Raw genomic sequence first — 15,627 nt, 5'->3', positions numbered from 1 at the left:
ATACACCGGCTAAAAAAGCACTCCTATCTATAGTATGAACAATCGGCATGCATAATCAATATCAATCTTGTACTGAAAAATTAGTTGGGCAAATATATGATGTAGTTGTTATAATCAAGGCGTCGATAAGCAATAGAAAAGTACTTAAACTTTAATCTTTCTTCAAGCTCTTTATTCTGACCTAATCCTCGCGGAAAAACATAGACTGGATGGTCAATGCGCTGTACTGCTTGCAAGTATGGAGTATAGCGATTAAAGCCATTGGTCAGGTCAGGATTTACAACCCCACAAATAAGCTTTTCATTGCTCAGAAAGATGAGATTATTACAGGTCCAGTAATCAGTATAAAAATACCTGACATGCATCATTTGCAATTTATTCACAATTTGCTGTTGCTGATTATAAGTAGCTTGATCTGTAGGAACACTCGTAGCAAAAATGTTATACGTCCCTGCGATATAGACAACAACCACCAGCAGAAGTAGCGAAGCTTTAGCTAGCATCCAGGTAAGATGGGCAGGTTTACGTATGGTTAATAAGGTATCCAGGCCACTCCATAAAGGCCATAAAACGACTGGAACTGATAGCAGCATGCAAATCAGATAACGTGAGGTCGCTCCCGGTGCAGTCACAGCAACAGGGCTGGACGCATACAAATAAAGTGTACCAAGCGCTCCAATCAGGATCATCAAGCGGCCACAGGCAACAATCAGGTGCCTGTGCTCCTCAAAATTCCAGGCGGGATTGAATAGAGAGTTGCCTTGCCGAACCTTCCATATTTTCCAGATGGTGACCAGTGTCATAACCATCGCGACACACCACAGAATAAGATAGCCGACACTCCAACCAAAACGAGTAATCATACAAGTAGCATTCGAGGTGCCAGATGCAGGAGCCTGCCCCAAAACACAACCAGGCACATAACCTAATCCATCAGGCAAGCCGGTACCAAAGGTGCCAGTCAGCTTTTGCAGCAAAGAATATTTAACATTCTTGCCTGCGTCATGCAGATTGATCAGGACATCCAGAGAATTCTGACCGGCCGGAGCATGCAAGTTATAGATAATCAAAGGCAACAGACCTATGATCAGGCCAGCCAGCAAACATAAGCCAGCCCAGGAAAAACACTCACGCCGACAGAAGAGCAGCAGAAACACTACACCAAGGCAGACAAAAGGCAAGATCAACATGTCTACCCAGATAGATAGCCCGATGATCAAACCTAACGCTCCATATAACCAGGCGCGCGAGACCGTCGTACGCCGCGGCAGTTCGATCCGATGCACAGTAAGCGCCAGCCAGATCACAGCCAGGCAGATAGCTACGGCAAAAAATTCTGTTTCCGCATAGGCACCGATAGCTCTTAGATGATGCGTAATTATCGCGCCAGAACCAAAGGAAAAGAGAAAAGTGATAAATATACCAAATTTTTGTGAATGTAACAGGGCAGTTAAATAATACATCCCCAGCAGAAAAAGCATGAAAAAAAGCACAAGTTCCAGTCGTAAAGCAAACAAGGTTGGCCCAAAGAGATGGAACAATGGAGCGGCCAGATAGGCTTCTACAGGTCCCAGATACGCCTGACCATAAAAGAATGTAGGCCATTCTCCATTAAATGCGATATGCCGAGCCATCAGTGCTATCGTAGTTTCATCACTGTTTGTGGCTGGCCAATTAAGGGAAATCAACACCAGTCGCAATAAAGTAGCACAAGCGATAAGACTATATACAACTATTTCATATTTTCTGACGCGAAATATCTTCTTATTAAGGTAAAAATTCATTGGTTTATACATAAAACCTTTCCTTAACTATGTGCTCTCAAAGAATCAAGTGTGAACGCCGCTTACTTGCGGCTGACGAGTCACTCCATTCCAGCAGTTTAAAGCTGATCAGTTACGTAAAAAGGATGCACTCTGACCGAAGGTTACGCTCACACGATTAGATGAAGCCTCTTAGCAAAGCAAATGGTTATGCCTCCTTGCATATTTATAAACTGTATATCACGTTACAGCCAAAAACTCAATCATGAAATAAACTCTCGTTTCAGTGAAACGAATAATAAACACAGATTTTGAAGAGCAAAATAATAATTATCCTCACATATTGTATTAAGATTTTTATAAATATGATAAGTGTAATAATACAAAAACATCCTTCATAAACTACATACTCAAAATTATTACCACAAATAAAAGTCTAATATACAGGTGTAAAATCAATCACCTCATGACTATACACCTGATTAATCCCTGGCAGGCTCCCCCAAAAGATTGATTTTCAGCGTTGTAAGGAATTATGTACGAGATTTTGATAAGGGTGTGCTAATATCTAGCCTGGCAACCAGAAATAAACATAGAGAGCCCAGGCATCAAATAAGGGCGCTCCGATTGTCAATAAAGGGATTTTTCGATCGATAATACGTCTATATATTCCCCCTGACACTTTTCCCAAAAGTACTAGTTGTACGAACGTCTTTAGATGTACATGGCAAAACAACCCGGTGGTCAACGCCAGATTGTTTTTTTGTGGGTAGTTCACGGAAGATTATTACTTCACATACATTTTTCTCGCTATAAGATACCAGTCCCATTGAGGGTGCTTGATTACTCACAATGTGGTAAGCTAATAAAAAAATATACAAAGATTAAATATATTCATGGGACGTCCGAATAGGCGTCCTATCACTGTGTACAAGAAATATTATAAATAGAGGAGTCTCTCGCGTGACCAATAGGCAGCATCTCACTGGCGCTCAAGCAGTCACCGCCGCATTACGCGCGTATAATGTCGATACTATTTTTGGCATTCCTGGTGTCCATACGTTACCAATTTATGATGCCATCTATCATGAGCCAGGACTGCGCCACATTTTAGCCCGCCATGAGCAAGGTGCGGGTTTCATGGCAGAAGGCTACGCCAGAGCTACCGGGCGCCCGGGCGTCGTCTGTACGATTACCGGCCCTGGCGTGACAAATGTCACCACTCCAGCCGCCAGTGCCTATGCTGACTCTATTCCATTATTGATTATCAGTAGCTCACTCTCCCGTGCGTCGCAAGGCCGGTCTCGTGGCGAACTCCACGAAGTAAAAGATCAGCTGGGGATCATGCAATCCCTGGTCGGCTGGACCCGAGCGGTCAATTATGTCGAAGAGATTCCTGAAGCGATCCACGATGCCTTCCGCATGATGCAGCAAGGCCGGCCCCGTGGCGCTTATATCCAGATTCCCTGTGACCTGCTCACCCAATCAGCAGATGTAGATATTACAGTCGCAGGTCCAATCGAGCGGACTCTCCCTTCGCTAGAATCTATGGCGGCCGCAGTAGAAGTATTACGTGAAGCGCAACGCCCATTGATCATCGCAGGTGCAGGTGTAACGGCCTCCAATGCCAACCAACAACTCTTACAACTCGCCGAACTCCTGCAAGCTCCCGTCCTGCTGGGAAGTAAAAGCCATGACGTACTGCCAACAAAACATCCGCTCGTACTCACCACCAACGACAACCTGCCCCTTGATCTGGATGCTTTTATCGCCACCCGCGATACAGTACTGGTCGTAGGCAGCAAACTGGGTGCCGAGAGAACCGCCAATGGCCGCTTACCATTACCCGAAAAATTAATCCATATCGACATCGATCCAATGGAGATTGGACATAATTATCGTACCCAGGTTGGCATTATCTCAGACGCCAAAGTAGCACTGGAGGCGCTCTATAAATTCATGAAGGAGTTCCCACAGGAACGCCGCGCCCCCTATAGTGCGTTGGATGATCTACGCGAAGCGCTATATCTCCATACAGTCGCATACCAGGGCGAAAATTTCCGCATGCTTGAAGGAGTGAGTGATGCTCTGGAGCAGATGCCAGAGGAAACAGTGGTGGTCGCGGATATGACCATGCTGGGATATGCCGCCGCCCAATATCTTCCTGTGCGCCATCCCCGTACCTTCATTCATCCAGCCGAATTGTGCACGATTGGTAGTGGGCTGCCACTGGCCATGGGCGCGCAAGCAGGCTTGCCTGGACGACCAGTGATCGCACTATGTGGTGATGGTGGTTTCCTGCTCAATAGTAGCGAGCTAGCAACCGCGGCCCAGGAAAAGTTACCAGTCATCGTTGTGATCTTTAACGACGCCACCTTTACCCGCGTCAAAACCGATCAACACCAGAATTATGATAGCCGCTATATCGCCACCGATTTGCTCGCGCCCGACTATGTGGCGCTGGCACGTGCCTTCCATGCCGAGAGTATGCGTGTAAACACACCAGAAGAGTTAAGCGCAGCACTACAAAAGGCCAGTACCCATGCCGGACCAACCGTGATCGAGGCACCATTATTGCCACGTCCATGGCAGCCAGAGCATTCAACCGAACAAACAGCGATCACCCTGGCATAATCCCAACCAGGGTGATCCCGCGGTTCAGATCAGGTGGATCACCCTGGCAATGTGACACTTCGCACGCCCTGAAGGGGCGGCGGCTTCTTGTACTCCTACGTAGTCGGCCCCCTGAGTCATCAAATCGGGCTACATAGTTGCACCCAGAATCCAGGGGGCAAATTCTTCTTCGCCGATGCCTTGCGCTTCACTCTTACTCTGCTTTCCACTGGCGACAGCAATTATTTCATCCAGAATGCTGCGGCCCACCTCCTCAGTACTCACACCATCAAGCACTACCCCGGCATTGATATCCATATCATCAGGCATCTTTTCATACAGAGGTGTATTGGTGGCGACCTTGATCGAGGGTGCAGGTTTAAAACCAAACACCGAGCCACGGCCAGTCGTAAAGACAATAATATTGCAGCCGCCCGCCACCTGACCCGTAACCGAGACAGGATCATAGCCAGGTGTGTCCATGACGACCAGTCCACGCTCATCTATTGCTTCGGCATACTTATAGACAGCATTCAGTGGAGTTGTGCCACCTTTAGCAGTAGCGCCCAGGGACTTCTCATAAATCGTGGTCAGACTACCCAGTTTATTGCCTGGAGTAGGATTATTATCCATTTCCATCTCGTTGATGGCGGTATAATGTTCCCACCAGCGTAGACGTTCGACAAAGCGCTCGCCAACCTCACGACTACGGGCACGCCGCAACAAGATGTGCTCGGCACCATAAATCTCAGGCGTCTCACTCAGGACTGCTGTTCCGCCTTGACGCACCAGTTCATCAACGCAAAATCCCAGGCCAGGATTGGCGGTAATGCCGCTCCAACCGTCACTACCCCCACATTGTAGGGCCAGCTTTAATTCTGAGATCGGTACTGCTTCGCGCTGTACAGCATTGACCTGTGGCAAGAGCTCACCAATCACACGGGCAGCTTCAGCAACTGTATGCGCAACGCCGTGATTTTCCTGCAATGTTAGTACCAGCGGCTGCTTCCATTGCTGCGCCGAATCCAGTTGCATAGCCGCAATCATATCCTGCAATTGATTACTTTCACAGCCCAGACCCACCAGCAAATATGCCCCGATATTTGGATGCAAAGCCATTCCAGACAGGACACGCTGCAATTGTTCGACCGCAGCGCTGCCGGTCCGCATGCCACAGCCGCTCTTATGTGTCAATCCAATCACACCATCAATATTTGGATAGGCCTGGAGCACTTCAGGACCAAAGCGTTGCTGGATCGCACGCACCGTTGAAGCGGAACAATTAACCGAACTGATAATAGCGATGTAGTTGCGCGTCCCCACCTTACCATCCGGACGCCGGTAGCCCATGAAGGTCCGACGCTGTTCCTCAGGCACAAAAGCCACCGGGCGCACATCCACCGCATACTCGTATTCCTGCTTCAAACTACCCACGGAAAGATTATGGCTATGTACATGCTCGCCCGCTTGAATAGCCTGGCTCGCAAAGCCAATAATTGAGCCATAGCGTCGCACTGCTTGCCCTTCCACAAGCGCATGTAAAGCAAGCTTATGACCTGAAGGGATACGCTGAACAACCTCAATCGTTCCAGATGTTGTAGGAAGACGGAGCAGCACGCCACGATTGAGAGGAACACGCGCAATCGCCACATCATCCTCTGGATGCAGCAAAACAGCCACATCCTGCAACGCTACAGGTTTGCCACGGGCGACCACTCCCGACTCAATAGTATGTAACTGCGCAGCATTTGCAGGTACTTTAGAAGTATCCATAGAGCCACCATTTACTTCCTTTGCAATGCCTGTACCACAATAACTGAATAGCATCAAAAAATAGTCAGGCCAGGTTTTTTAGTATAGCTTCAAAGTCTGGTAGCGTACCATCTGCCGCCAGATAAAAAGGCTGAGGAGATCCAAGTAATTCAATATCAGCCGTGGGACGTATCGTCTCCAGACTTGTAGGGCTGGCCAGTATATATTCCAGGCTTAAGGTATTTTTGATCCGCACCAGTTGCACCTGGCTGGCATCGGGCCGACCACAGCTACGAATCGCTGCCGTCACTGCTTCACGCTCGGTTTCCAGCACCAATGGTAACTTGGCCGAGTTTAAAGCGATAACACCGGCCGTTAGACAATTAATATAAAAAGACTGTGTATCGATCTGCTCAGCCAGGCGTGCCGTGGTAAAATCTGCCAATCCGAGACCAATGGCGTTTCCATGGGATGGCTCTGTCAGGCGCAACACCGAAATCGTAGTCACATCTGCCGCCGTCTCTTTTTGTGGACCCCAACGCATACGGCCAATAATATTCGGATCCATACCAGCACCGCTAATATTTTTACCCAGTTCATCAATTACCAGCACATCCAACCTATCCCATGGCAAACGCGGCATCAACGAACGGGCCCGCTCAGAGAGTAAACGTTCAGGCTCATTGCCAATGCCGGAAGGCTGCACACATGCAATCTCAGCCACCTCATCATAAGCATTCTCGACTATCGCCAGTCCACACAGGATTGGTGCGTGCTCCACCGAAAACTTCGCCACCTCTGGCACCTGCACGCAGAGTCCATTCAAGCCCCACGAATGGACCGTCAGGGCGCCCTGGTGCTTACCCAGCCCGATCGCCAGCATCTTAGATAAACCACTTTCAATCGGTGCGGAAAAATCCGTGTGCGGCTTGATACGATTAATGACAATAATGCCATCAGCCGCATGCGCAACACGATCCAGGTATACGGGCATACCATTGGGTAAAGAACCAAGTTGATCGACTTCCATTGAAGAAATAATCGGAGCCTTACAATACTCCTCCGTCACTCCCAGGCTTTCGATCATGGCCCGCTGGCCTTCCGCGCTGGCACCGCCATGACTGCCCATCGCAGGCACAATAAACGGCTCCGCACCTGCGTGCTTGAGATTGGCAACGAGGGAACGCACAATCAAGGCCAGATCAGCAATGCCTCTACTCCCAACGGCCAGCGCAATCCGGGCCCCTGGTTTAAGTTGTGAGGGAATATCTTGTGATGCCAGTGCCAGCGTGACTGCTTCAGCAATATCCTGCACACGCGGTCGTGGGAAACGCTGGCGTAATAATTGTAGAGGGGGCAAGGGGACAGCATCAAGTAAATGATAGGTATCCTTATAGGGATGCAAAACCATAGCAAACCTCCAGGCTTGGACACCCGCATCGCAACAATACGATACAGATATGCAGCAACCAACCTTCATGGTTGATTGTAGAAAAATAGCCAGTAACAGTCTATCTACCGTTCATAGCTTATTTTTCCCTGACAAGTACTTTATTTTTACTGGTTTCTGCAATCATAACACATTACCGACAAAACATGATCTCATTTTTCAGCATAACTGTAACTATAGCTTGCTGACACGCATATAAATCCCATTCATGGGTTGGCCGGTCACGCCATATACCTGGACAATGTGCTGATCTGGCACGAGTTCAAGTTTATAGTTGCGAAGAATATGTGAAACCATAGCCTTGATTTCAATCTGAGCAAAATTGATACCAATACAGATGCGAGGACCACCACCAAATCCAACTAAAGCATAGGGATGCTTCTTGTGCTCTTCGCGCGGGGCAGCAAAGCGATCAGGATCGAATGTTGCTGGATCTTTAAAGATGTGTGGCAGCATGTGGGAGCCAATAATAGAATAAAACAGGAACGAGCCTGCAGGCACCTGATAGCCATTAAAGACAAAGTCCTCAGTCACACCCCGGGGTCCATTGGGAACAGGAGCATAGAGGCGCTCCGCTTCGCTCAGCGCGTATTCTAATACCTTCATACGCTTCAGATCATCTAAGCCAGGATCAACTTTCTGGCCCAGGATCTGCTCCTGCTCTGTGAGGATACGTTGTGTATACTCTGGATGCTGGGTAAGCAAATAGAGTAACCAGGCACTCAGGCTGGTTGAAGTCTCATGACCAGCAACCAGCAAAATATTTACATGGGCAATGATCTGTTCATTACTCATCATATTTCCCTGTGCATCACGAGCATTAACCAGCAAGCTAAAAACATCGTCGCCTGGATGCTGACGACGCTCTTCAATCTTGGGTTCTAACAACTGGGCGATCTCATGATGCGTACGCTTTATATGCTCCTGAAACTCCTGGTTCGTGGCAATTGTCTCAGGAACATCTATAAGAGACATGTAGAGCTCACGGAAACGCTCTACTTCAGCCCCTGGTTTCAGGCTGGTTAAGGTCTCTGCAGCCACTTCAAACGTGAGTTTACGCGCCTCGTCATAAATGTTCACCTCTGGTCGCTCCGCCCAGGTCGCCACCTGCTCGCGAATGACACGATTCATCAACGGCAAATAGCGATCCATATAGCTGACCGTAAAGGCGGGATTCATCACTTTACGCTGCTGATCATGTTCTGCACCATCCATACTCAGCAAGCCACGACCAAATGTCTCTACTACACCAAAAATCGTGCCCCACCCCACATAGTTGGAAAATTTCTGGCGGTTACTGACCAGCACAAAGCGATTTGCTTCAGGACCAACCATGTAAACAATATCCTGCATATCAAAGAAGGAGGCACGAAAGATTGGACCGTGTTGCGCGTAAGCCTCGCCCAGAATTTCACCCAGATGAAGTTGATAGTCATCCGGCAACTGTACATAGGGAATCGCTTCATAAGGATGCACCTGCTCGGATTGCTTGATCTCGCTCATATCGCTATTCCTTTCCTTATAAACAATATTGGGCCTATACGGACTCGCTCATAGGAAGTTGAGGATCCTGATCTTTTTTACCCGGTTTCATCGGAGTATCGGGTAGCGCAAAGAAGATGGCCAGCAACAGGTTAAATATGAGGCTGGCCGGGGTGTTAATCCAGGCGATTGCCAATGCAATAATATAGACAAGTGGACCAAAGAGGTACTGCCGACTAATTTTATTTACCCCATCCATATCAACTTGCTGACCAAGCAATCGGCCTTTATAAGAGGCATAGCGCCAGAGCAGGTTGAAGCACAGGGCCATCGCAAAAAAGGTGCCACTATACAGCAGCGCAGCAGTATTCAGCTCGGGATGGGTAATGTATTCCACCAGCAGAGCTGTAGGAACTGGAATAAAAACAATTAGCATTAAAAGTATGATATTGAGAAATACCAATGATGTGTCAGAATGCTTAATATGCTTGAAAATACGATGATGATTCAACCACATGATACCAATGGTGAAAAAACTGGTTACAAACGCCAGGAGCATAGGCCATTGCTCAAATATCGCCTGCCATAACTCACTGTTTCCCAATAATTTACCGCTAGAATCAGCATAAGGCAGCTTAATATCTAAAACGAGCAATGTAATAGCGACGGCAAATACACCATCGCTAAACGCCTCCAGGCGATTAGTATCTTTCTCATCCACAATGGATTATCCTTTTTCCTGGCTATGAGCATAGCCAGCAATGTTTGTTCTCACATTACGGTCACTATCAGTATATGCCATTAGATGATTTTTGTCAGTACGGCAGAGATTTCCGGGCGTCATTCATTTTTGCGAGAGCAAGCCGTACCTATTGCAGCTATTTGCATCAGTTACGAAATAAACGCAGGATGATCTTTGATAGCTTGAATCTTTTGCTCGATTGCTACATCAACCACAGGAATATGCGGCTCAAGGGAACTGGCAACCGGATTAGCGGCTAAAAAGACACCAAAGCGCCACAAAAACAAAGCAGGCGCCAGCGATCCAGTATCTCTTGAGGCAGTTATGGTAGACAGACATCCCAGCGCCCTATTCTGGGCCGAAGTGAATGTCCAGTGCTGAATAGTCACATGAACATCGCTATCAGGCTCAGGTTTTTGGGAACTCAAGGACGAGAAATCCAGGATATGACTGATCATCAGCGTACAATTGGGATCATCAAAAGAACTATCACCAGCTCTATGGCTCATGACATGCCAGCCATGTTGATCCCAGGATACCTGTAACAACGTATATTGTTGATCGCCCAGGCGACTTGTTTGTGCTTTCAGAGGCACTTGCGAGCCATCTGGTTGGCGATAATCCCAGGTTGGTCGCGTAACCACAAAAATTTCCCAGACAGGTTTACCGCTCAGGGTGCCAGGTTGTGACGAAATCTGGGTACAGAACAAGCGGCAATCATTATTCAGGCCGTCCCGGCACTGCGTTCCGATCAATGGACCCTGGCAAGCAGCCGTGGTGGTTGTATCCGTGTCCAGCAAAAAACGCAGGGTTCCTGAAAGTGGCAGTAAAGATGTTTGTACCGGTGAGCTGGCGTTATAGCGAAAAGGTTCTCCCGGCTTAACAGTATCATGAGCTTGCAACGTATCCAGATAACGCTGCGTCGCCTGGATCAACATCTGCCTCTGCTGTGAGGGCAAAGAATTCAACGTTGGTCGCACAGGGAGTTCTACCATATATGTAGCATTAGCCTCTGATGAATCAACAATATTTGTCAGCTGGCAGCTATGCTTAGCTTCAGTAGTGACTGGCACGCTGAAGGTACATGCTTGCGTGGCAAAAGGTTCAGCATGCCACTGCAGTGTGTGTGTGCCGACTGGCAAGTTTAAAGGAGCTTGATCCATTTTTTGTGGAAGCGTGATGAGTGGTTGCCCATCTAAAACAGCAGTGCCCCATGGTGGAGACATCTGGAAAAAGAAGGCGTTTTGCGTCGGAGGTTGAAGGATATTGGGCTGTGTACCGCTGGCAAATCTTATAAGATCATTGATTGACCAATCTAAAGTAATAGTTGCATCCAATACAATCACCAGCATCATAATAGCGCAAATTTTCAGGATTTTTTGTAAAGGTTTTTTCGTTGTCATAAAGAGACGTTATACTCCCCATACCCTCGCCTTTTGGATCTATTTTACCAGGCATTATAACTATAGCATAATTCTTCAAGCTACCTATGTGCAATTCCAGAGAGGTTGTCTGAGCCCCACTCCTATTTAACTTCTCCCTACTCACACACGTACATAAAGAGGCAACTTTACTTACAGGTAATATGTAAAGATAACAAAAAGGAAGCAGGTCTATCCAAAATGGATGTCACAGTGAAAGAAGCAAAAGGAATATTGACGCCACAACGCAAAGGTTTTCTGGCTCAGGGACCATATCCATTCAGCCATGCGCTTTCAGCTTATGTAGGTTGTGGCTTTGGACAAACTACCTGTGGCACCTATTGCTATGCCCAATTTTTACCACAGTGGATATTCGGAGGCGGTGGCGCAGCCTGGGGCAGGGCGTTACAGGTTAAAATCAATGCCGCTGAGTTGCTGGATAAGGCACTGAAGCGCATGAAAACAGAATCACGACAGCAGTTGCGCATTTTCATGAGCAGCACGACAGATCCCTATCAACCACTCGAGCAAACCTACCAGGTAACCCGCCAATGTCTGGAAGTCTTTGCCCACTATCCAGATCTCGATTTACTCGTAATCCAGACGCGTTCACCTCTAGCAGAACGGGATATCACACTGATCAAACAAATTCCTTATGCCTGGCTCTCTGTTACCATCGAAACAGACAACCAGGCATATTTAAAAAATCTCAAAGGTGGTCCTGCACTGGAAAAGCGCTGGAAATTAATACAGTCAGCCAGCGAGGCCGGAGTACCAAGCCAGATCACGGTCAGTCCTTGCCTGCCCTACACCAACCGGGAACTATTCGGGCAGCGCTTACTCAACAGTGGAGCGCGCCGTATTATCATCGATACGGTGATGGATGGTGATGGTTCAGGAGGTACCAGGACCGCGCGTAGCTCTTTTGCCCACCTGGAACCCCAATGGGCCGAGACAACCCCGGCTCACCAGCTCTATCAGTATCTCTGTCAACAAGAAGCGTCACACACAATTGCAATTGGTTGGAGCAATGCTGGCTTTAACAGCATCAAACACGGACGGGTGCCATAGCCTGCTCTCCCATCACTTCTCTGGTCACAGACAAAAAGGCGTCTAGAGCCGGGGAGAGCCATTTTTCCTTGTGCCATAAGACCTGCGTCTGTACCTGGAATAGATGATCCGGCCAATGTAGAGCCACCATGCGTCCCTGGGCAATCTCATGCTCAACTGTGATCGCAGGCAGAAAGGCAATACCCATCGAAGCCATGACACACTGCTTGATAGCTTCGACACTACTAAACTCCAGGTTCGTCGTTGGATGCACACCCTGCTCGTTGAGGGCCCGCTCAAACAAAATGCGATAGCTGCAACCCGCCTCAGTGAGTAATAGCGGCTCGCCATCGAAGTCCTTAGCCTGAACGACAGGTAGCTGAACCAGCCGATGGTCGGCGGATACAAGAATAAGCAATGGATCAGCGACCAGAGGTTCGATCACCAGGGCGGTAGAGCGTTGAGGCTCATCGATGATAAAAGCCACATCAATTACGCCGTCACTCACCATGCGTTTCATATCTCCAAATGGTTCGGGCTTGAAGATGAGTTTCACCTGGGGAAAGCGATCATGGAACTGTCGTAGCAGCCGGGGTAGCCGATAGATACAGAGCGTTTCGGGCGCGCTAATCGTCAGCGTGCCACTGGGAACAGTTCCATCAGTTACTGCCAGACGCGCCTCATCCGATAACGTCAGGATTTTTTCCGCATAAGGGAGAAAACGCTTGCCGGCGTCAGTCAGGGCGATACGCTTGCCCAGACGATCAAAGAGCCGCACCCCTAATTCTTCCTCTAAAGCTTGCATCTGGGCTGTCACACTTGATTGAACATAATTAAGGGTCTGAGCGGTACGACTAAAGCTGAGCGTGGTTGCGACCATGCGGAATGTCAGTAATTGACGTAACTCCATAGCTATCCTCTTATCATTTTTTTTGATGCATATAATCAAAATTGTTTCCTTGACTCGATAATAGCATGGATGTACACTTAATACAAGGGCAATGTACAAATAGTTAAATATATCGAAATCATCATTGGCATGAGAACCAGAAAAGAGAAAAGCCATGGAAATCCTGTACTTTTTGTTATTCATCATTCTTTTGGATATCGCTGCTCTGCGTTGGGGCGTTGATACTAGGGACGGCATCAATAGTGCTGAATGGCTATATCGTTGTTTTAATCATTATCAACATAATTAGTATACAATAGGAGCAATGCAAACAAATGAGAAAGCTGCACTATTATCTCGTAGATGTCTTTACCGACCGTGCTTTCGGGGTAATCCACTGGCAGTCTTTACCGACGCAGAAGGTATTTCCGCAGAGTTGATGCAAATCCTGGCTCGTGAGCTCAATCTCTCAGAATCGACCTTTGTATTACCCGCACAGCAGATTGGCAATGATTATCAGGTACGCATTTTTACGCCTGCGGCCGAATTGCCGATGGCGGGTCATCCAACACTGGGGACGGCATTTGTGCTTGCCCATCAGCGCTTCATCTCGTTAAAAGGAGCTGAGACCCGGCTCACCTTTGAAGAGGGAGTTGGACCCATTGCTGTCAGCTTGTTTGCACAGGCAGGACAGGTGCATACCATTCAGATGCAACAGCCGCTACCCACATTTGGTCCGGTTTTTGCTGACCGCGAGATAATAGCCAGCATGCTCTCACTCAAACGAGAAGATCTTGAAAATGAACTACCATTGGAAGCAGTCTCATGCGGCGTACCATTCCTCTTTGTGCCTATCAAAAAGCTAGAGGCAATGCATCGCATACGCTTCAGACAGGATCTGTGGGAGCGCGAGCTCAGCGGTTTCCCTGCTCCCCAGGTGCTTGCATTCACACGGGAAGTTGAAATAGCGGGTTCAACCGTGCATAGCCGCATGTTTGCGCCAGGACTGGGGTTAGTGAAGATCCAGCCACCGGCGCTGCAAGTGGTCCTCTTGGTTGTTACCTGGTACACCATGAACTCGTCCAATCAACTGCCAGCATAGAAATAGTCAGTGAACAGGGTATTGAAATGGGGCGGCCAAGTTTCATTCAGATCAAAATTCAACAAAAAAATAACACCATTACTGGTGTCTTCGTAGGAGGCCAGTCCCATTTTATTGGCGAAGGGTATATTCAGGTTGATGCATAGTAGAACAATGGTTACCATCGCTCTGCTATGCATCAAGCATTAGTTGTACATGAGTTGATACACCTGAAAAGGGTTATGAGACTTTGTGTAAAAATGTTTGTACAGCCTGCATGAAATCAGGATAATTATCTCGACGAATATTGTGGCCAGTTCCGGCAATATGCACGACTTCACCGGCTGGCCAGTAACGTAGCACTTCGTGAGCAGTCTCTGGTGTCACTCTCACCCCACGTTCAACATCCCCTGTAATCAAGAGAACTGGACACGTAATATGCGCATTGAGATCGCGCCAGTAACGTTGAATCACGCCAATACTCTGACAGACAGCAAGGTCCACAGCCACCTTGGCATCAGCCCATGGTCCATATTCTTCCTGCGGCCAGGTAGGATTCTCCCGGCGCACACGGGCCAGTAATTCATCTCTACTCATAGCTTTTAAATCAGTCAGCCATTTTACCATCTGAGTAGAACGGGCTGCGCTTCCTGCTTGTTGAGGCGAACGATCAATGATAGAAGGATCTTCCAACAGGATAGCCCGCAGCAATTCTGGATATCTCACCGCCGCCGTCAGGGCCGTCATTCCTCCCATAGAGTGTCCAAGCAAGATAGGTTTCTCAAGCTGCAACGCCTGGATAAGCCCAGCCACATCATCAGCCAATATCTCGTTAGAAAAGCCACTGGCTACTCCATCAGAAGATCCATGACCGCGCGCATCCGGCATAATGACTGCATAATCCTGCTCTAATGCTCGCGCCACATGTGTCCAGCAGAGCCCGCTATCAGTCAAGCCATGAAGCAAAATAATGGTTGGTTTACTGAGATCGCCAGCTTGATAATAATGAATATGGATACCATTAGCCATAATAATATTTTCATGCCATTGAGTCATCAACATTACCTCCTACATATTCCTTAGTACATAATCTCATCCAAAACTATCATACAATCTATCACAGCCACAACATCCTCACTCACCAGAATAGATACCGTGGTCATGCGATCATGTGAGTGAAGTCGCCTGCCAGGCTACATCATTTCTATATAATTGATCAGCTTACAATTGCTGAGCTATGGCGCCATCACGACCCACGCGTCAGTAGTATTCAATTTCGCATTATCAATAGCATCTTATTATATATACACTTATTAATACAGAATTAATAGCGTTTCAAATGATTCTATGTTAGATTTTAATATGTAACCTGATTATTCTTATG

The 15,627-nt window shown here is 47.7% G+C and carries 10 protein-coding genes and 1 pseudogene; 3 read left to right on the top strand and 8 right to left on the bottom strand.

Features of this window, described 5'->3' with window-relative positions:
- Positions 1 to 80: 80 nt before the first annotated feature.
- The gene (locus KDW_RS24545) at positions 81 to 1,796 is read right to left on the bottom strand and encodes an ArnT family glycosyltransferase (RefSeq protein WP_233097898.1); all 1,716 of its coding nucleotides are present in this window, start codon (positions 1,794 to 1,796) and stop codon (positions 81 to 83) included.
- Positions 1,797 to 2,726: 930 nt separating this feature from the next.
- Here KDW_RS24545 and KDW_RS24540 point away from each other — a divergent pair.
- Positions 2,727 to 4,397 carry a thiamine pyrophosphate-binding protein gene (locus tag KDW_RS24540; RefSeq protein WP_151758577.1) on the top strand — a complete coding sequence of 557 codons (1,671 nt, stop codon included), beginning with the start codon at positions 2,727 to 2,729 and terminating at the stop codon, positions 4,395 to 4,397.
- A 129-nt stretch (positions 4,398 to 4,526) separates the two neighbouring features.
- On the opposite strand, the gene KDW_RS24535 is transcribed toward KDW_RS24540, so the two are convergent.
- From KDW_RS24535 to KDW_RS24515, 5 genes are all read right to left on the bottom strand, one after another.
- Positions 4,527 to 6,149: a UxaA family hydrolase gene (locus KDW_RS24535; RefSeq protein WP_151758576.1), complete on the bottom strand. Its 1,623-nt coding sequence runs from the start codon at positions 6,147 to 6,149 to the stop codon at positions 4,527 to 4,529.
- A gap of 64 nt (positions 6,150 to 6,213) precedes the next feature.
- The gene (locus tag KDW_RS24530; RefSeq protein WP_162005582.1) at positions 6,214 to 7,539 is read right to left on the bottom strand and encodes a nickel pincer cofactor-dependent isomerase, group 22; all 1,326 of its coding nucleotides are present in this window, start codon (positions 7,537 to 7,539) and stop codon (positions 6,214 to 6,216) included.
- A gap of 213 nt (positions 7,540 to 7,752) precedes the next feature.
- Positions 7,753 to 9,081 (bottom strand): cytochrome P450, encoded by a 1,329-nt coding sequence (locus tag KDW_RS24525; RefSeq protein ID WP_151758574.1) that lies wholly within the window; start codon positions 9,079 to 9,081, stop codon positions 7,753 to 7,755.
- A 34-nt stretch (positions 9,082 to 9,115) separates the two neighbouring features.
- Positions 9,116 to 9,781 carry a TMEM175 family protein gene (locus tag KDW_RS24520; protein ID WP_198925524.1) on the bottom strand — a complete coding sequence of 222 codons (666 nt, stop codon included), beginning with the start codon at positions 9,779 to 9,781 and terminating at the stop codon, positions 9,116 to 9,118.
- Positions 9,782 to 9,951: 170 nt separating this feature from the next.
- On the bottom strand, positions 9,952 to 11,205 hold the full coding sequence (locus KDW_RS24515; protein ID WP_151758572.1) for a hypothetical protein: 1,254 nt from the start codon (positions 11,203 to 11,205) through the stop codon (positions 9,952 to 9,954).
- A 231-nt stretch (positions 11,206 to 11,436) separates the two neighbouring features.
- Between KDW_RS24515 and KDW_RS24510 the strand changes: the two genes are divergently transcribed.
- Positions 11,437 to 12,294 (top strand): SPL family radical SAM protein, encoded by an 858-nt coding sequence (locus tag KDW_RS24510; protein WP_162005581.1) that lies wholly within the window; start codon positions 11,437 to 11,439, stop codon positions 12,292 to 12,294.
- Here the strand turns inward: KDW_RS24510 and KDW_RS24505 are convergent.
- The gene (locus tag KDW_RS24505) at positions 12,272 to 13,183 is read right to left on the bottom strand and encodes a LysR family transcriptional regulator (RefSeq protein WP_151758570.1); all 912 of its coding nucleotides are present in this window, start codon (positions 13,181 to 13,183) and stop codon (positions 12,272 to 12,274) included. The two genes, KDW_RS24510 and KDW_RS24505, sit on opposite strands and share 23 nt — an antisense overlap.
- Positions 13,184 to 13,487: 304 nt before the next feature.
- On the opposite strand from KDW_RS24505, the pseudogene KDW_RS24500 reads away from it, so the two are divergent.
- A pseudogene (locus tag KDW_RS24500) lies at positions 13,488 to 14,410 on the top strand (PhzF family phenazine biosynthesis protein).
- Between the two features lie 73 nt (positions 14,411 to 14,483).
- Here KDW_RS24500 and KDW_RS24495 read toward each other — a convergent pair.
- On the bottom strand, positions 14,484 to 15,299 hold the full coding sequence (locus tag KDW_RS24495) for an alpha/beta fold hydrolase (RefSeq protein ID WP_162005580.1): 816 nt from the start codon (positions 15,297 to 15,299) through the stop codon (positions 14,484 to 14,486).
- Between the last annotated feature and the right edge of the window lie 328 nt (positions 15,300 to 15,627).

Origin of the sequence: Dictyobacter vulcani (genome assembly GCF_008974265.1) — a bacterium.
In the GTDB taxonomy this organism is placed as follows: domain Bacteria; phylum Chloroflexota; class Ktedonobacteria; order Ktedonobacterales; family Ktedonobacteraceae; genus Dictyobacter; species Dictyobacter vulcani.
The sequence above is the reverse complement of the archived record's forward strand: the minus strand, read 5'-3'. Positions and strand labels throughout refer to the sequence as shown.